This is a genomic window from Candidatus Omnitrophota bacterium, from assembly GCA_028716565.1.
Classification (GTDB): Bacteria; Omnitrophota; Gorgyraeia; order Pluralincolimonadales; family Pluralincolimonadaceae; genus Pluralincolimonas.
In genome coordinates, this window is record JAQUPL010000004.1 from 1 (window position 1) to 18,095 (window position 18,095).

General features: G+C 52.9%; 18 protein-coding genes. 1 reads left to right on the forward strand and 17 read right to left on the reverse strand.

What is annotated here, in order from left to right; translation table 11 throughout:
* The first annotated feature begins 178 nt into the window (after positions 1 to 178).
* The gene (locus tag PHO67_05210) at positions 179 to 1,480 is read left to right on the forward strand and encodes an integron integrase (protein ID MDD5546534.1); all 1,302 of its coding nucleotides are present in this window, start codon (positions 179 to 181) and stop codon (positions 1,478 to 1,480) included.
* Positions 1,481 to 1,703: 223 nt separating this feature from the next.
* On the opposite strand, the gene PHO67_05215 is transcribed toward PHO67_05210, so the two are convergent.
* The 17 genes from PHO67_05215 to cysE are packed head-to-tail and all read right to left on the reverse strand — an operon-like array spanning position 1,704 to position 18,041.
* Positions 1,704 to 2,393 (reverse strand): alpha/beta hydrolase, encoded by a 690-nt coding sequence (locus PHO67_05215; GenBank protein ID MDD5546535.1) that lies wholly within the window; start codon positions 2,391 to 2,393, stop codon positions 1,704 to 1,706.
* Positions 2,393 to 3,586 carry an alanine racemase gene (alr, locus tag PHO67_05220; protein MDD5546536.1) on the reverse strand — a complete coding sequence of 398 codons (1,194 nt, stop codon included), beginning with the start codon at positions 3,584 to 3,586 and terminating at the stop codon, positions 2,393 to 2,395. Before alr ends, PHO67_05215 begins: the two co-directional genes overlap by 1 nt.
* Positions 3,583 to 4,269 (reverse strand): tRNA (adenosine(37)-N6)-threonylcarbamoyltransferase complex dimerization subunit type 1 TsaB, encoded by a 687-nt coding sequence (gene tsaB / locus PHO67_05225; protein ID MDD5546537.1) that lies wholly within the window; start codon positions 4,267 to 4,269, stop codon positions 3,583 to 3,585. Before tsaB ends, alr begins: the two co-directional genes overlap by 4 nt.
* Complete coding sequence (gene tsaE / locus PHO67_05230) at positions 4,266 to 4,685, reverse strand: tRNA (adenosine(37)-N6)-threonylcarbamoyltransferase complex ATPase subunit type 1 TsaE (protein ID MDD5546538.1); 420 nt, start codon at positions 4,683 to 4,685, stop codon at positions 4,266 to 4,268. Before tsaE ends, tsaB begins: the two co-directional genes overlap by 4 nt.
* Entirely contained in the window at positions 4,686 to 5,600 is a 915-nt protein-coding gene (locus tag PHO67_05235) for a thiamine-phosphate kinase (protein ID MDD5546539.1), read from the reverse strand.
* Positions 5,578 to 6,615 (reverse strand): S-methyl-5-thioribose-1-phosphate isomerase, encoded by a 1,038-nt coding sequence (gene mtnA / locus PHO67_05240; GenBank protein MDD5546540.1) that lies wholly within the window; start codon positions 6,613 to 6,615, stop codon positions 5,578 to 5,580. Before mtnA ends, PHO67_05235 begins: the two co-directional genes overlap by 23 nt.
* A 4-nt stretch (positions 6,616 to 6,619) precedes the next feature.
* Positions 6,620 to 7,735 carry a DUF362 domain-containing protein gene (locus PHO67_05245; GenBank protein ID MDD5546541.1) on the reverse strand — a complete coding sequence of 372 codons (1,116 nt, stop codon included), beginning with the start codon at positions 7,733 to 7,735 and terminating at the stop codon, positions 6,620 to 6,622.
* 2 nt (positions 7,736 to 7,737) lie between these two features.
* Positions 7,738 to 8,805 carry a type II CAAX endopeptidase family protein gene (locus tag PHO67_05250; GenBank protein MDD5546542.1) on the reverse strand — a complete coding sequence of 356 codons (1,068 nt, stop codon included), beginning with the start codon at positions 8,803 to 8,805 and terminating at the stop codon, positions 7,738 to 7,740.
* Entirely contained in the window at positions 8,792 to 10,168 is a 1,377-nt protein-coding gene (locus PHO67_05255; protein ID MDD5546543.1) for a YchF/TatD family DNA exonuclease, read from the reverse strand. The genes PHO67_05250 and PHO67_05255 overlap by 14 nt, the downstream gene beginning before the upstream one ends.
* Positions 10,168 to 11,742 (reverse strand): methionine--tRNA ligase, encoded by a 1,575-nt coding sequence (gene metG, locus PHO67_05260; protein MDD5546544.1) that lies wholly within the window; start codon positions 11,740 to 11,742, stop codon positions 10,168 to 10,170. The genes PHO67_05255 and metG overlap by 1 nt, the downstream gene beginning before the upstream one ends.
* On the reverse strand, positions 11,739 to 12,560 hold the full coding sequence (locus PHO67_05265) for a stage 0 sporulation family protein (GenBank protein ID MDD5546545.1): 822 nt from the start codon (positions 12,558 to 12,560) through the stop codon (positions 11,739 to 11,741). The genes metG and PHO67_05265 overlap by 4 nt, the downstream gene beginning before the upstream one ends.
* Positions 12,561 to 12,569: 9 nt before the next feature.
* Positions 12,570 to 13,535 (reverse strand): DNA polymerase III subunit delta', encoded by a 966-nt coding sequence (holB, locus tag PHO67_05270; GenBank protein MDD5546546.1) that lies wholly within the window; start codon positions 13,533 to 13,535, stop codon positions 12,570 to 12,572.
* The gene (gene tmk, locus PHO67_05275; protein ID MDD5546547.1) at positions 13,525 to 14,139 is read right to left on the reverse strand and encodes a dTMP kinase; all 615 of its coding nucleotides are present in this window, start codon (positions 14,137 to 14,139) and stop codon (positions 13,525 to 13,527) included. The genes holB and tmk overlap by 11 nt, the downstream gene beginning before the upstream one ends.
* A gap of 3 nt (positions 14,140 to 14,142) precedes the next feature.
* Positions 14,143 to 15,015, reverse strand: coding sequence for a carbohydrate ABC transporter permease (locus PHO67_05280; protein ID MDD5546548.1), 873 nt, complete (start codon positions 15,013 to 15,015; stop codon positions 14,143 to 14,145).
* A gap of 12 nt (positions 15,016 to 15,027) precedes the next feature.
* Complete coding sequence (locus PHO67_05285) at positions 15,028 to 15,960, reverse strand: sugar ABC transporter permease (protein MDD5546549.1); 933 nt, start codon at positions 15,958 to 15,960, stop codon at positions 15,028 to 15,030.
* Positions 15,961 to 17,394, reverse strand: coding sequence for a cysteine--tRNA ligase (gene cysS / locus PHO67_05290; protein MDD5546550.1), 1,434 nt, complete (start codon positions 17,392 to 17,394; stop codon positions 15,961 to 15,963).
* Positions 17,395 to 17,411: 17 nt separating this feature from the next.
* Complete coding sequence (cysE, locus tag PHO67_05295; GenBank protein MDD5546551.1) at positions 17,412 to 18,041, reverse strand: serine O-acetyltransferase; 630 nt, start codon at positions 18,039 to 18,041, stop codon at positions 17,412 to 17,414.
* Positions 18,042 to 18,095: the final 54 nt, after the last annotated feature.

Sequence of the window (18,095 nt, forward strand, 5' to 3'; positions counted from 1 at the left end):
GCCTAACATATAATATACGAATTCGTAGTTTATGGGTCTTCGTACTGCCTAAACGGAAGTATACCATTTTCGCCTGACTTTACAACACAATTTTTGTTGACAGATTTCGCCTTTGGCCTATAATAGCAGGAAATACGAATTCGTAATTTATGGGTTTTTGTACTTTTGGGGAGAAAAAATGTTCGTAGAGATGCTGCCAGATTTCCAGAAATTCCTGGTTTCAAGAGGCTTTGCCGATGAAAAACATGCCCCCTTCTACGCTCGCTGGGTAAGCAAATTCGTCGCCTTTTCTAATGAGGAGGAGGGCGCGGATTTTCAGGAAAAAAGACGAAAATTCCTTGAGCAGCTCTCCGATTCCCCAGGGATCGCGAACTGGCAGATGAACCAGGCGGAAACCGCCCTGAAGCTCTATTTTGAGCAGTTTGACAAGAGTGCCGCGAAACTCGGTCCGAATTCAACCCTATCCCAGATAAACGACAGGTCAGATCCTGCTTCTATTATAATCGCGATGGGCAAGGCCATCAGGGTTAAACATTATTCATACAAGACTGAGCGCACTTATGTCAACTGGGCAAAAGGTTTTTTTGAGTATCTAGTCGGTGTCCGTAAGAGGGATATCCAAAAATTGGGTCTTTCAAGCGAGGATGTACGTGATTACCTGAGCTTTCTTGCAATTAAAAAGAAAGTTTCCTCCTCTTCCCAAAACCAGGCCTTTAACGCCCTCTTGTTCTTATTCAGGGATGTGCTCATGATCGGGCTTGATGATATCGCAGGCGCGGTCCGCGCGAAACGCGGCCCGAAACTTCCCGTCGTTCTTACCGAGAGTGAGGTCCGCGAGATATTTGACAGTGTAACAGGAAAGGACAAGCTTATCCTGCAGCTATTATACGGCACTGGCATGCGCATTTCCGAACTGACGTGCTTGCGGGTAAAGGATATCGATTTTGAGTCGGGAATGATATTCATAAGAAGCGGCAAAGGCGACAAAGACAGAAGCACCGTATTGCCGGAATACCTTAAAACGGAATTATGGGCGCATATCAAAGAGGTCAAAAAGATACACGAGAAGGATCTTGCATCCGGACACGGAGAGGTCTGGCTGCCGGATGCGCTTGAACGCAAGTACCCGAAGGCCGTCAGGGATTTCGGATGGCAGTTTGTCTTCCCCTCGGCAAAGCTCTCCCCTGACCGCGATACCGGAAAGGTCAGACGTTTCTATATGAGCCCGAAGACCATACAGGACGCGATGTCTGAGGCGGTAAAGAAGGCGGGAATAGCCAAGCATGCCACCGTGCACACATTAAGGCACAGTTTCGCCACCCACCTGTTGCTTAACGGAGTGAATATACGGGAAGTCCAGGAGCTCTTGGGACATAGCCACGTCGAAACTACGATGATATACACCCACGTTATACGTGATATCTCTAACGCGCCGCAGAGCCCGCTGGACAAGCTTTACGCGACTACCGATAAACGATAGCCTCTACCTATAAACATCCTTCCTGTGGGCGACGGTCAGTATTATGACCGTTATCTCTTTGTGGTATATCCGGTAAATTATCCTGTAGTCTCCTGAGCGGTAAGATAACAGCCCCTTGAGGTCGCCGGTAAGGCATTTCCCTATCGCCGGATCGGCGGCGATGCGCTCGACGGCGATCTTTATCTTAATAGACGATGATCGGAGGGATTTTCTTTCAAAAATATTAATTCAATTCATTTTTGAGGAGCTCGAAAAATTTCTCCCTCGCATCCTTTTCTATCCACGGCTTATGGCCGCAGTGATCAAGGAGGATAAACCGGAAGTTGTTAAGTATAGCCGATAGCGGCTTTTGGACGCCTTCGGCGGGATGGGGATCGTAGTCTCCGTGGATAGCGACGACCGGGCACCTTATATCTTTCACGAACTCGAGGAGCTTGCCGCTCCTCCTTAATTCCGAGGCCTCTTTCCATACGCTCTCAAAGATATCAACGCGGAAATCTACTTCCTCGGACAGGCCCTCGATCGGGTCATAGGCATCGGGCACTATCTCCTTATCCATGCGGTCAAGTCTGGCCTTTGATATCTGGGCGGCGTACTTCTCTTCAAAAGGCCCGCTTCCGACGAGGATAAGTTTTTTTACCAAAGCGGGATGTTTTGCGGCGAGGATAAGGCTCAGCCACGCTCCCCACGAATAGCCTATTAATATCACGGGAAGGGACGCGTTATTTTCAAGGAGGGATTTTAATTCTTCGACCTGCCCGTCGACTGACATTGCGGTCTGGAGCGGTTCGAGAACGCCGTATTTCGATGAGAGTTCGCGAGCGACCGGCGCGACCTCTCCTGCCCCGCCCGGCCCGCCGTGGATGACGGCTATCCTAAACGGCGGATCACCATATTTACGCAGATTATCCATTAAACGTATATGCGCGGCACGCGGGCGGAGATCCAGCAGACGACCTCATACGGGATGGTGTCGAGAAGTTCTGCGATATCCTCGACGGTTATCGATTCGCCTTTCTGGGAACCGATAATGACCGCCTCGTCGCCCACCTTCGCGCCTTTTATTCCGCCGACATCTACCATCGTATGGTCCATGCAGATACGGCCGACTACCGGCGCGCGCCATCCGCGCACGAGCACCTCCCCCTTGTTCGAGAGGTGCCGGTTGAGCCCGTCGGCATACCCGACCGGGAGCGTGGCGATCACCGTCTCCCTGTCCGTCATATGAGTCCTGCCGTAACTGATATACCTGCCCGGCGGCGTCTTCTTGAGGTATATTATCCTCGTCTTGAGTGAAAGCGCCGGTTTTAATTTCACCGTGCGCATCAGGTTCTGGTTCGGGTATAGGCCGTAAAGCATAAGCCCGGGCCGCACCATATTGAAGTGGGAATCTTTATACAGCATGGCGCCGGCAGAGTTCGCCGCGTGCACGTACTGGATCTCAATGCCGCTTATCTCCATCTCGGTGGCAAGGCGCTTGAAATTCTCTATCTGGCCGGAGGTATAACGGACATCTTCCTCGTCCGCGCTCGCGAAGTGCGTGAATATCCCCTCGATCACTATATTCCTGAAACTTAACAGGTCCTTTATAAGGCGGCCGGCCTCATCATGCCATACCCCCAGCCTGCCCATGCCGGTATCGACCTTCACGTGGACGAGCGCCTGTTTCTTTAATTTGCGCGCCGCCTTGTCCACGGCCGAGGCGAGGATCTTATCACATACGGTAAGCGTCAGGTCATAATACAGCGCGTACTCCGCTTCTTTCGGGAGGACCGATGAAAGGACGAGCACCGGCGTCCTTATCCCTGCACGGCGGAGAGCGATCCCCTCGTCGACGCACGCGACGCCCAGGTACGGGACCTTCTCTTTTTGCAGCCGGCGCGCGACCTCTACCATCCCGTAGCCATACGCGTTCGCCTTCACGACGGCGAGTATATTAGTGTCTTTAGAGAGGCGCGCTTTTAGCGCGTGGTAATTATGCGCTATCGCGTCGAGGTCGATCTCGGTCCATGTCGGACGGCTTGTCCTGCTTTTCGCAGGGCTTGTCCTGCCCTTCCATGGAAGGACAGGGCTAGATTCTATCCTGCGCGTATGTGCGGGGCTCATCTTTTAAGGTCCCTTACCTGAACGTCTTTCGGATACAGATATAGAGGAACAAATTTGCCCGTCTCTTCGAATTTTTTCTTTTTTGCCAGTTCATAGCCGAGGAGGGCGACCGTCTCAGCCCTGGGATACCAAAGCTTCTCAGGGGCAAACCCGGTCTTGTGCTTAAAATTATCCTCGATCGTCTTCCTGTAAGCGGCCAGCCCGTCGCCCAAAAATACCGCGTCGCCCTTGATAGATTTCAGCAATTCGGCGACAGGGCCGACCGAATATTTCAGATGCCGGCGCAATTTACCGTTCTTGAAGGAATATGCCGACGCGTAAACGTTGCCGCGGCGCGCGTCAATGATCGGGACGATCAGATTGCCTTCCTCTTTTATATTATACGCGAGCGCGTCGAGAGTCGGGATGCCGACGACCTTTATCTTTGAACCGAGCGCGAACCCTTTCACGGTTGCAGCGCCGATGCGCAGGGCAGTCAGCGAGCCCGGGCCTTTCGAGAACGCTATGCAGTTGATATACTTCAGTTTAAACTTCGCCTTCTTCAGCAGCTTGTCTATCTGCGGCAAAAGCTGTTCGCACTGCCGCTGGTCCATCGCCCTGTGGAAACCCGCGATGACTTTTTTCCCGTCTGTTATGGCGAGGGAGAGATATTTGGATGTAGTGTCTACCGCAAGGATCTTCATGCTTCCTTTATACTGATCGTCCGTTCGTTGGGATTCTTTATCTTCAACGCGACATCTAAACGCCTTTTTGGCAATATGCGCGCCATCTTGCCCGACCATTCTATGACGATGACGCCTTTGCGCGCGAGGTAATCCTCATAGCCGATATCTTCGATATCCTTCAAATTATTGAGCCGGTAGATATCGAAATGGAAGAGCGGGATCTTTCCTTTATATTCTTTCACAAGGACGAACGACGGGCTGTTGACGTACCTGTAATCCTTTACGCCAAGGCCCTTGGCTATCCCCTTGACCAGGGTGGTCTTGCCCGCGCCCAGTTCGCCTGAGAGCGCGACCAAATCGCCCGGTTTGAGACGCTTGGCTATCTTCTCACCTAATTTTATAGTTTCTTCCGCGTTCGCTGTCGTGAAATTCATCTAAAAATGGGAAAACCCTTTTGGCTTCAATTCTTTTGTCGTCCCGTCCGGGGCTATGATCTTCACCCCGATCTTTCTATCGAGTATCTCCCCTATCTGCGATATCCTCACGCCGTTCAATTCGAGATTCTTGCGGGCCAGCCTCCGCGCCTCGGCCAGCGGCATAGTGAACAACAACTCGAAATCCTCGCCTTCGTTTAGCGCCGCGTTTACGCCCCTGGCGCCCTTTGAGACCGGCACCAGTTCCTTATATATGCAGGCGCCTACCCCGCTCGCCTTCGCTATATGGTTTAAATCGGTCGAAAGCCCGTCCGAGATATCTATCATCGAGGTTATCTTGAAATTATTCACCAGGTACCGCGCTTCTTTTAGGCGCGGCATGAAGGTAAGATGCCTCTTGCTCTTGTACGACCCGCCGAGCGCGCCTGTCACGCATATTATATCGCCGGGCCTGGCGCCGCTCCTGAACGCGATCTTATCCGGCTCAGCGAACCCGAGGACCGCCACGTCTATGACGAGTTTCCCGGAAGAATTCGTGTCGCCGCCGACTATCTCGACATCAAACCTTTTGGCGAGCGCCTTTATCCCGCAGTATATCTCGTCTATGAACTCAACCCTCAGTTTTTTCGGGAGGCCCAAAGAGACGACCGCGTATTTCGCTGCGCCGCCCATCGAGGCGATATCGCTTAACCCGCAGGCAAGCGACTTCCAACCTATCTGGAAAGCCGCAGCGTCCTTTAACTTAAAATCGACGTCCTCGAGCAGCATATCGATGGTGACGAGCAGGTATTTCTTCTTCGATACGCGTATCACGGCGCAGTCATCGCCTATCCCCCGGACGATATCCCTGCCTGCCTTAAAATTCTTCGCGAGCCGCTCTATGAGCCCTGTCTCACCTAATCTTTTTAATTTCATCCGGCTTAAAAACTCCTTTTTCCGTGACTATCGCAGTGATGAGCGCCGCAGGCGTGACGTCGAACGCCGGGCTATATGTCTTTACCCCTTTCGGCGCGAGCAAATTCCCGCGGATCGTCGTGATCTCCTCGCCGCGTCTTTCTTCTATCGGGATCAACCTGCCGTATGGCAGGTTGAAATCTATCGTTGAGACCGGCGCTACGACATAAAAAGGTACCTTGTGGTATTTCGCCAGGACCGCCACCCCGTAAGTGCCGATCTTGTTCGCCGCGTCGCCGTTACGCGTTATCCTGTCAGCGCCGACGATGACCTTCGTGACCTTGCCCAAGCTCATCACATGCGCGGCCATGTTATCGCAGATGAGCGTGACATCTATTCCCTCGCGCATCAGTTCCCACGCGGTAAGGCGCGCGCCCTGCAATAGCGGCCGCGTCTCATCGGCATATACCTTTACGCGCTTGCCCTGTTCCTTCGCCATATAAATTACGCCGAGCGCGGTGCCATAATCGGCAGTCGCGAGCGCCCCGGCATTGCAGTGAGTCAATATGACATCTCCGTCCTTGATGAGCCGCGCGCCGTATACGGCCATCTTCCTGCATATCGCCCTGTCCTCCTCATATACTTTATGCGCCTCGGCGAGCAGAGCCTTCTTTATCTCCGGGACCGGTTTTTTCTTATTTTTTACCGCGGAGGCACGCATCCTGTCGAGGCCCCAGAAGAGGTTTACCGCGGTCGGCCTGGCCGAACCGATGAACTTTATGACGCGGTCCAATTCGCGGACAAACTCATTATAATTTTTGGCACGCGAATTCCGGATTCCCAGGTAAGTCCCGTATGCGGCGGCAACGCCCAATGCCGGAGCTCCGCGCACCTGCAATTTCTTTATCGCGTGCCAAAATTTCTTTACGTCGCGGAAACTCAGGTATACGAGCTTGTTCGGCAGCAGGGTCTGGTCTATTATTTTTATTGCCCCGCCCGACTTTTGTGCGTCCCATCTTATCGTATGGATAGCCATTATTTTACACCATTTTCCCGAACATTTTCGCCAGGAAGCTGCGCCCCACCGAGATGGCGGCATGGGGACAGAGCTCGTGGCAGCAGAAACACTTGATGCAGCGCCTGTAATCTATCCTCGAGCCTTCCTCTTTTATCGTGATGCACTTCGCCGGGCAGCTCTTCTCGCATATCAGGCACTTCTTGCATATTTTATCATTAATTACGGGGAAAAACCTGATAGCTTTCGAGAGCCATTTAAAGACAGGCTTCGGGACTTTCATCATTATCGAGGTAGCCGGCAGCTTGAAACCGCGTATCCGCGCGCCTTCGATAGTTTCGCCGAGGACCTCTATTTTTGAAAGGTCGGCCTCGCCTAATTTCCGTTTGTACGCCTCGGCGGTTATGGGGAGCCGGAGCGGTTCAATGCCGACGAGCCCGGCGTATACCGCGTCGCAGGCCACGCAGTCGTTGCTCGCCATCACAAGGTTCGCTCTGCGGAGTTCCCCTGCCGCGGGCCCGTTGCCTTCCATCGCAACTATGCCGTCCATGACGACGAGCCTGGGTATCGCAGTCTCAAACACATCTATCGCGAGTTTCGCGAACTCATCAGGCCTCGGCGCCTTAAGGTGGCAGTCTGATTTGAACTGCCCGATCGCGAGCCCGTATGAATTCTTCAGCGCGCCGGTGAGCGTCATCAGGTCGTGCGTCTTCATCTTCGGGACGGAGATGACGCCATCGGCCTCTTTCGCCCAGACCGATATCGGCATCCCCTTTATGTTCTGCGCCTTGTCGAAGTCTACAAGCCTTACGCCCTCTTCCTCGCAGACTTTTTTTATCCCGGATTCCCCGTATGTCGAACCGGCGTCCCTCTGCCCCATCCCGCCGGGCGAATCCCCGACGATGATCTCGGCGCCCGCGCCCTTAACGAGGCGTATGACGGCCCGCAGGACCTCGGGATGCGTATTTACGCCGGACTCGGGCGGCCTTGAGGAGAGGACGTTCGGCTTAAGCAGTATCTTCTCGCCTTTTTTGACGAAGGCGGAGATGCCGCCGACCAGGTCCACCGCCTCTTTTACGGCGGAGCAGACCTTGCCTGTATCGTACGAATCCGCTCTTACTATCGAGACTTTCGGGCCCATGGCTAATTAGGGATCGCTATTAATTTATACAGGAACACGAAAAATATAACGGCCGAATTATGGATTATATGCACCGCTATCGACGGAACGACAGAACCGGTCTTCTCGTAAAGGTACGCCAGGAGGATGCCGAGCGCGAATATCGGGAAGAACGAGACTATGTTCATATGAAGCATCGCGAAGACGAATGAGATGAGAAGTATCGCGTTCCTCACCCCTATCTTCTTCCTGAACACCGGATACGCGAATCCCCTGAAGAAGAGCTCCTCGGCGATCGGCCCGATGACGGTAACGAGCGCCGTAAGGACAAGGAGGAGCTTCGTCCCCTTCGCCTCATAGAGTATCTCGAGCGCCTTCGTCTCAGGCGGTTCATAACTGAATATCCTGAGGCCGATGAAGACTATGATCATTATGACAGCCAGGACCGGTACGATTACAAGATAGCCGCCGATGGCGACCCTCATGTTCCTCTTTATGTTCTTAAAAACGAGCCCCAGCCCGGCGAAACCGCTTTTGAATTTATTTACCGCGAAATGCGCTACTATGGCCAGGCCGATGATATCTATCAGGGTCGCGTTAAGAACGCCGAAGAACACCTCGTTGGGGTTATCTACTTTCATCAGGTCGAACATATTGGCCTCTACCCATTGGAGCGCATAGGAGAAAAAATAGAACGTGATTATTACCCTTAGGATATCCGTTAACTGCCAGGGCACATCCGGCGGTGAGCCGTAGGCAACCATGAGGTCGCGGCCGTTAAGCTTGCGCGCGATGCCTCTTATCCCGAGGACAAGGCCTGCCAAAAGGGCGGCCGCGCTCAAGAATGTGCTGGCCGTGACCGCGAAACCGAGGAGCTTGTCGCCCGCGAGCAGCTCCCTTATCCTCTCTTCCTGCGCGAGGACCTCCTTAGGCGTAAGTATCTTATGCGTTTTCTTCTTCTCGGCAAGCCTCTCTTTCCTATCGGGCGAGGGCGACACCGCCAGGAATATCTCGGTCGCTATTATAAAAGAAAGCATCAAAAGGTAGATCCGGTTCCCGCCCGCGAATCTCCTTAGCTTATCCCACGACATTTAGTCTCCTCGGCCTGAACTTGACCTTTAATTCTTCGGTCGCGACTCTCTCGCATTCCCTCATATCCACGCCTTCCTGGTCGACGCAGGTCACCTCGACCTCGGGCAGCTTCTCCCTGCATTCAACGATGAATTTCTTTACCTCGCCGAATGTCTCCGGCCCGAAGGCCGGCCTGCAGATCTTATTATAGGCATCCTTATCCGGGGCGTTCAGGCTTACGCTCACGCGGTCTATAAGCCCGGCGAGGTCGCCGGCGATGCTCCTTTTATTTATTAGGTTCCCGTGGCCGTTAGTCGTAAGGCGGAACCTGGCTCCCTTCTTTTTCAATGCTTTGGCCACCTCGATCATGCAGTCGAGGCGCAAAGTGGGTTCGCCGTATCCGCAGAATACTATCTCATCATATCTCTTCGGGTCGCCGACCGCCTCGATGATCTCTTTTGCCGACGGTTCCCCTTTAAGGCGCAGGTTGTGCCCCATCACAAAATCGGTCGTCTTGGTGACGCAGAACTCGCAGTCGCTGGTGCACCTGTTGGTTAGATTTATATAAAGGGAGTCCCTTATTTTATATGTGATGGATGATCCCGGCGCGGCCCCGACCCCGAAGAGCCGCGCGCAGTTAAGCGTCGTTACCCTAGCGACGTCCTGGGCGGTAAGGCCTTTCAGCTTCGCTATCTCTTCGACGGCTTTCAGCATATATGACGGCTCGTTCCTTTTCCCGCGCATCCCTTCCGGCGCCAGGTAAGGCGCGTCGGTCTCGGCCAATATCCTGTCCATCGGGACGAGGCTTTTTACCAGCTCGCGCAGCTTGGAGGCGTTCTTGAAAGTGATGTTGCAGGTGAATGAGACATACATCCCGAGGTCGAGGACGGTGTTTAGCAGTTCTTCATCGGCCGGGAAGCAATGGATAACGCCTTTTACCGGCGCCGCCATTTCTTTTTTCAGTATCTTCAGCAGGTCCTCGCGCGCGTCGCGGCAGTGGATTATGAGGGGCAGGCCCGTCTCTTTCGCGAGGCGGAGGAATTTCATGAATGCCGTCTGCTGTAATCCGGCAGGCGAGAGGTTCCTGTAGTAATCGAGGCCGACTTCGCCTATGGCGACGACTTTTTTATCTTTGGCCAGGCCCTTTATCTCGGAAAATGAGGACGCGTTCAGTTCCTTCGCGTCATGGGGATGGATACCGACCGAGGCGTATACGCTGTCATATTTATTCGCGAGCTCGACCGACCTCTTCGAGCCCTCGAGGCTGCTCGCTACATTTATTATGTATTCTATCCCGGCTGCCCTGGCCCTCTTTATCACTTCTTCCCTGTCCGGATCGAACTCCGGGAAATCGAGATGGCAGTGGGTATCGACGAGCCTCATCATTTCGCCTTTGTGTCGATGCGGGGGAAGAGCGGGGCGCCTTTCTTTATGACATCTCCGCCCAGCTGTTCTTTAATGGAGATTGAAGTATGCGGCATAAAAGGTGAGATCGCTTCACCGACATTCCTTATAACTTTCACCAATGTGCGAATAAACACCTTAAGCTCTTCTGCTTTCCCTTCTTTTGACAAATTCCAGGGCTTTGCTTCTTCGACATACTTATTTGCCATATTGATGACTTCCCAAAGGCCTGCCAATGCCCCACTGAAATTAAATTCTTGTATCTCGTACCGCATAGCCCTATCAATAGATAAGCCAGGAGAGGGATTATTAGGAATATCAGATAAATGGGGTGTATCTGAACACAAATACCAATTCAATATTTTATTTATGCTTTCTGCAATTCCGTCAAATCTTACGCTTTTATCATCTATTTCGGGAATTTTCCCCTGATAGTATTTTTCGATCATTGTCAGGGTGCGATAAACAAGGTTACCTAGGTCGTTTGCAAGGTCATCATTGAATCTTTTTATTATCGCCTCTTCCGAGAAATTACCGTCGAGCCCGAACGGCACGTCGCGCAAAAGGAAATAGCGGTATGTATCGAGCCCGAATTGGTTGACCATATCTACCGGATTTACGGCATTCCCGCGCGATTTGGACATTTTGGCCTGGTCTATCATCCACCATCCGTGCGCGAAGACGGTCGTGGGCTGCCTTATGCCGAGGGCGTGGAGCATTATCGGCCAGTAGACCGCGTGCTGTCTTAAGATATCCTTTCCGATCAGATGTATAACATCCGTTTCTTCGTCCCACCATTTAGAAACATATTTTCCGTCATCATTAAACGAACCGACAGCGCTTATGTAATTTATCAGGGCGTCGAACCAGACATAAGTCACGTGGTCAGGCGCAAAAGGAAGCGGTATACCCCAATTCAGGCGTTCTTTCGGCCGCGAAATGCACAAGTCTGTAAGTTTGTTAAGCCGCAAAAAACTCAGGACTTCCTCGCGACGGCTGTCTGGTTTTATGAATTCGGGATGCTCATTAATATAAGAAATAAGCCAATCCTGGTATTTGGACAACCTGAAGAAATAATTCGTTTCGGAGATTTTTTCTACGGGCCTCTTGCAGTCAGGACAGATGCCTCCGACCGCCTGCAGTTCGGTCCAGAAGGTCTCGCAGGGAGTGCAGTATAACCCTTCGTATTTCGATTCGTAAATATCTCCTTTTTTGTTTACGATATCCAGCGCACGTTGGACAAAAGAAATATGCCTCTTCTCCGTGGTCCTTATGAAATCGTCATAAGATATATCGAGCGCCTTCCAGAGCTCCCGGAACTGGACAGATACTTTGTCGACGAACTCCTGCGGCGTTATCTTCGCCTCATCCGCGGCTTTCCGTATCTTCTGGCCGTGCTCATCCGTCCCGGTCAAAAACCATACGTTATCCTTACCCAGGCCCTGCCTGTGGTAACGCGCGAGCGTATCGGCCGCGATGCTTGTATACGAATGACCTATATGCGGGCTCGCGTTAACATAATATATGGGTGTCGTAATATAGAATTTTTTCATCTTCTCTGGTTGCGGTGCATTTCACAGCCCTTTGGGCATTTGCAGGCGAGCTCGACGAACTTCCCCTCCCCGCAGTCAACCGTTATCGAGCGTTTGAGCGCGTTCACCGAGATGACCTTGCCCGCGCATCCCTCGAGGTTGACCTTCTCGCCCTCCTTGGGAAGGCCCTTCAATAATTCGACGTATAATTTATGCTCGTATCCGAGGCAGCACATCAGCCTGCCGCACACGCCCGAGATCTTCGCGGGGTTTAGCGGGAGGTTCTGCTCCTTGGCCATCTTTATCGTGACCGGTTCGAAATCCTTGAGGAAGGTCGCGCAGCAGAGGCATTTGCCGCACGGCCCGAACCCGCCCAAAAGCCGCGCCTCGTCGCGGACGCCTATTTGCTTGAGTTCTATGCGCGCCTTGAATATGCGCGCCAGGTCTTTCACCAGCTCCCTGAAATCTACGCGCCCTTCGGCCGTGAAATAGAAAAGGAGCTTCGACCTGTCGAAGGTATATTCGGCGTCGATGAGCTTCATCTTAAGCCCGTGCTCGATTATCTTCTTCTGGCAGGTGGTAAAGGCCTCTTTCGTCTTCTCGCGGTTCTTCTTTATCTGGTCGAGGTCGCCGGCCGTGGCGATCCTCAGTATCTTACGAAGCGGCTCTTCGCCGGAGACCTGGGAGACGGATTCCGCGCCGGATATCGCCTCGCCGTAATCTACGCCCCTGTCGGCCTCGACGATAACGGAGTCGCCGATCTTCGGCTTCGTGTTCCCGAGTTCGAAATACGACGTCTTGCCGCCTTCCCTTAACCTTATCTGGACCACTTCGAACATTTTATTCCCCTAAGTTATGTTAAGCCGCATGCAGGAGAGCGCGATCTTTATGTTGGCGTTCCTCTTTATCTGCTCCTGCGTGTCGGCGATTATCTCGATTATCCTCTCGAGCCTCTCTGCCGGATATCTCGCGGCGTCGCGCGCTATATCCGCGGCCCTGTCAAGGTTAACGAGCAGGCCCTGGTCCTTCGAGAGGCTGAATACCAAAAGGTCCCTGAAATATACGGCTAGCGCGTTCAGCGTCTCGTTTATCTTATCGCGCGGCTCGCCGTACAGCCACGTATCCTCATAGCCGAACTGCTTCGGCGTCAAAAATTCGTCTACTACTTTGTTCCTCTTGGCCAGCGCCTCGCCTTCGAGTACCTCTATCGCCCTGCCGAGACGGCCTTCGGAGAACCTGGAGACGCAGGCCGCCTTCTTCTCGTCGAGCCCATATCTTTCTATGAGTTCTTTCATTATCGCGCGCTCGCCCAACGGATGGAAGAGGACCTTCTGGCACCGCGATACTATCGTCGGCTGCAGCTTGAACATGTTCGAGGCGAGCAGCACGAGGATCGTGTCTTTCGGCGGTTCCTCGAGGGTCTTCAACAGCGAGTTCGCAGCCTCCTCGGTCATCTTGTCGGCGCCGTCGATGGTGAAGACTTTCGTCCGCCCCTCGTAAGGCTTAAGCGACAACGCGCCCTCTATCTTGCGGATCGCGTCGATGCCTATCTGCGATGATTTCCCTTCCGGGGAGAGGACGACGGCGTCGGGATGTATCCCGGCTTCTATCTTTTTGCAGGGGACGCACTCACCGCAAGGCTCGGCGCCTCCCCTTTCGCAATTGAGCGCCGCGGCAAAGACCTTCGCCAAAAGCGACTTGCCCACGCCTTCCGGGCCTATAAAAAGGTACGCGTGCGCGAGGCGTCTTTCTTCTATGGCTTTCTTCAAAAGGCCTGCGGCGAGTTCCTGTCCGATGACCTTGTTAAATGACATGCAATACGGCTCTTCTTATTTTATCCTGGACCGCGGTGACCGGCGCGTCGGTCGTCCGGATCACTTTTATCCTGCGCGGTTCCCTTTTCGCTATCTTCAGGTAACCGTCCCTGACCTTCTTATGGAACCGGACGGGTTTTATCTCCATCCTGTCTTTTACCCCGGCGCGTTTCAGCCCGGTTTTTGTCTCCACGTCGAGCAATATCGTCAGGTCGGGTTTAAGCCCGCCTGTCGCGAGCCTGCCCGCCGAATCGATCAATTTCAGGCCGAGGCCTGCGCCGTAACCCTGGTAGGCAACCGTCGCGTCATGAAACCTGTCGCAGACCACGATATATCCCTTGGCCAGCGCGGGCCTTATTATCTCCTCGACTATCTGCGCGCGCGCCGCGAGAAACAGGAAGAGTTCGCAGGCGGCCGACATCTTTTTGTTCTTCTTGTCGAGGAGCAACTTGCGGACCGCTTCGCCGATCTTAGTGCCGCCGGGCTCGCGCGTATGCAGCACCCTGAGGCCGCCTTTCTTCAGGCGGGCGCAAAGCAGGCGCGAATGCGTAGATTTCCCGGACCCTTCCGGGCCTTCGATAGTGATGAATTTTCCGCGCCGCATCCGTTATCCTTTTACGCCGGTGAGCTTTATCGACTCGACGAAGTAGCGCTGGGTGAAGATGAAGATTATGACGATGGGCAGCATAGCCATGACCGAACCCGCCATCAGGAGATGCCAGTCGGTCGAGTACTGTGTCTTGAACGATTCCAGCCCTATCGGCAGCGTCTTCATGGCGTCGGTGTTAGTAACCAGGAGAGGCCACATAAAACTTCCCCAATTACCCATGAAGGTAAAGACAGTCAGCGTCGCCAGGGCCGGTTTCGAGAGAGGCAATATTATCGTCCAGAATATGCGGAAAAAGCTGCATCCGTCTATCTTCGCCGCATCTTCAAGGTCCTTCGGCAATGTCATGAAGAACTGCCTGAGCATGAACGTCCCGTAAGCGGAGAATATCGTAGGTATAATCAGGGCTTTATATGTATCCACCCACCCAAAGATCCTCATTAGCACATAGACGGGTATGATCGTGACCGATCCTGGGATCATCATAGTCGCCAGGTAGGCGAAAAAGAGTTTGTCTCTGCCGGGGAAAGTAAGGCGCGAGAACGCGTAAGCCGCCAAGGAACTTGTTAAGACCTGTCCGAACGTGACGGCGAGGCCTACTATTATAGAGTTCATATAAAATTTCGCGAACGGCACCACCCTGAAGGCCTCGGCATAGTTCTCCCATCTGAACATTGTGGGAACGAACATCTGTATCCAGTTCTTGGGCTGGACAAATATTGCGTTCAGCGTCTTCAGTGAAGTCGTCGTCATCCACAGGAAAGGCATTATCATCGAAATGGCGCCGATGACCAGGACCGCATAAGCGAAAAGCTGCAGTCTCTTTTCCTTGGAACCCGCCGCGCTCCTGCGCTTTATTTTCTTTTCTGCCATATGGTCCGTCCCTTAGTAATGGACAAGCTTCCCGCCGTATCTCCAATTGACGAGCGAGACGGCAAATATCACGATGAAGAGGAACCACGCGATCGACGCCGCATAACCGACGTTCTGCCATGTAAAAAGGTTATTAAATACATAATACTCGATTGTGGTGGTTGCCAGGCCGGGACCGCCGCCGGTCATTACATACGCCTGCATGAAACCGCCCTGGAACCCGTTAATTATGCTCATTATGAATATGAAGAACGTTGTCGGGCTTATCTGTGGCCAGGTTATCGCCCAGAACTTCTGCCAGCCGTTCGCTCCGTCGATTTCCGCGGCTTCGTAGAAGTCTTTCGGAATACCCTGTAGAGCGGCTAAATAAAGTATCATGTTAAAACCGCCGATGGATAACCAAAAATTCATTAACATTAAAGAGGGTTTCGCCCATCCCGGGGAATTGAGCCATAACGGCCCGGGTATAACGAAGCCGAGGAACTTCCCGATCCAGTATATTATATTGTTGAGCATCCCGAAATCGGGATTGAATATCCACAGCCAGAGTATGGCCACGGCCACTCCCGGGCATATCGAAGGCAGGAAGAAGAGCGTCCTGAAGACCGACTCGCCTTTGATCTTGCGGTTGAGCGCGATCGCCAGGCCGAGGGACGCCATCATGCAAAGAGGAATCGAAAACATCAGGAAGACCGTATTCCAAAGACATTGCCAAAACCTCTGGTCGTTGGCCATGAACCTTCCGTTTTCGGAATGGAAACCAAGCAGATTGATGAAATTACGTATGCCGACAAATTCGGGCGGATTAAAGATGTCCCATTTATAGAAACTCAAAAATAGAGAGACGAAGACCGGCAGGAAAGTAAAGATCATGAACCCGATGAGGTTCGGTGAAAGGAATAAATACGCCGCGAGCGTCTCTTTTCCGCGTGCCTTAAGTGCCATCTATACCTTGCGCCTCCAGTAAGTCTTTTCTTTGTCGTCTTCCAAGATGATGCCCTTCCCGGACAGCTCTTCCCTTATCCTGTCGGATTCCTTGAAATCCTTCTTCTTCTTCGCCTCTATGCGGGCGTCGACCAGTTTCTGTATCTCATTATCCGACATACCCTTTGATGCTGCCTTGAAGCTTAAGCCCAGGATACCGCCCAGTTCCCGAACGGTATTTTCAAGATATTTTATCACAGAAGCGTCTTCATTTCTATCAAGTATTTTGTTCCCGGCGCTGACCAGATCGAAGAGCGCCCCCAAGGCGGCAGGCGTATTGAAATTATCGTCCATGCCGGACTCGAACGCGGCTTTTAATCCGTCTATCTCGCCGTTATTTTTCGCCGCGGCAGCCTTCTTCCCGGCGAAGCGCCTCTCTATTTTGTCAAACAGGACAAGGAATCTTTCGTAGGCGCTCTTCGCCGCTTCCATCTTCTCCCACGTGAAATCTACCGGGTGCGAATAATGCGCGCCGAGAAAGAATATCTTCAGGACGTCCGAGGGATAACGCGCGAGGACATCCTTGATCGAAACATAATTGCCGAGCGATTTGGACATCTTATCGCCGTTTATCGTCAAAAGCCCGTTATGTATCCAGTAATTCGCGAAGGACTTTCCTGTTGCACATTCCGACTGAGCGATTTCGTTCTCATGGTGCGGGAATATCAGGTCGCGCCCGCCGCCGTGGATATCGAAGTTGTCGCCCAGGTACTTCGTCGACATCGCCGAACACTCTATATGCCAGCCCGGCCTGCCCTTGCCCCACGGTGAATCCCACTCCGGCTCGTTAGCCTTCGCGGATTTCCACAGCGCGAAATCGAGGGCGTCCTTTTTCTTTTCGGTCGTCTCAGCCCTCGTGCCTTCCAGCATCTGGTCCTTATCCTGGTTCGATAGCTTCCCGTAACCGCCTGACTTCCTCACGTCAAAATAAACATCTCCGCCCGCGGTATACGCATAACCTTTGTCTATAATGACGGCTATCATTTTTATTATATCTTTTATGTGCTCGGTCGCCTTCGGTTCCTTGTCGGCCTTGGCGATGCCCAGGGACGCCATATCCCCGTAAAAACTCTCCGTGTACCGTTGGGCGATATCTTTTACTGCGCTGTTCAGGTCCTTGCCGAAGAGCGGGGAATTTTTATCTTCGATCTCGGAGCGCGCCCTGTTTATTATCTTGTCGTCTACGTCGGTGATATTTTTTATGAACGTTACTTTATATCCGCGGTATCCGAGGTAATTCCTGATGAAATCGAATATGAAGGCGCTCCTGGCGTGGCCGAGGTGGCATTCATCATAGACCGTGACGCCGCAGACGTACATGCGGGCTTCCCCGGCCCTGATGGGTTTGAACTCTTCGAGCTTGCGTGTCAGGGTGTTATGTATGAGGATGGGCATGAAATCTATTTAAGGTCCTAATGTTGCTTCTTTATGTGTCCGTTTATCCGGTCTATCTCGTCCTGGAGGTGCTGCAATGCCTGCACTAACGGATCAGGCAGGTTCGTATGGTCGAGCCTTATGCCGTGGACTATCTTGCCTTCCTGCTTGACGATCCTTCCGGGGACGCCGACGACAGTCGAATCATCCGGCACATCTTTGACGACGACGGCATTGGCGCCTATCAGGACGTCGTTGCCTATCTTTATATTTCCAAGCACCTTCGCGCCTGTGCCGACTACGACATTATTGCCCAGCGTCGGATGGCGCTTGCCCTTCTCCTTGCCGGTGCCGCCGAGGGTCACGCCCTGGTACAGGGTGACGTTATCGCCTATTATAGCCGTCTCGCCGATGACGACTCCCATGCCGTGGTCTATGAAAAGCCCTTTCCCGATCTCGGCGCCCGGATGTATTTCTATTCCGGTCAGGAACCTTGCGTATTGCGATATCATCCGCGGGAGCAAAGGCACGCCCGCGCGGTACAGCGCGTGCGACATCCTGTAATATATGATCGCGTGGAGGCCGGAATAAAGCAGTATCACCTCAAACGTACTCTTAGCGGCCGGGTCGCGCTCGAAGACCGCCTTGATCTCCCCCTTGAATATCATCGAGATAAGCCGGAACTTGATCGCGGCTATCACGATGAGCGCCAATACCACTAT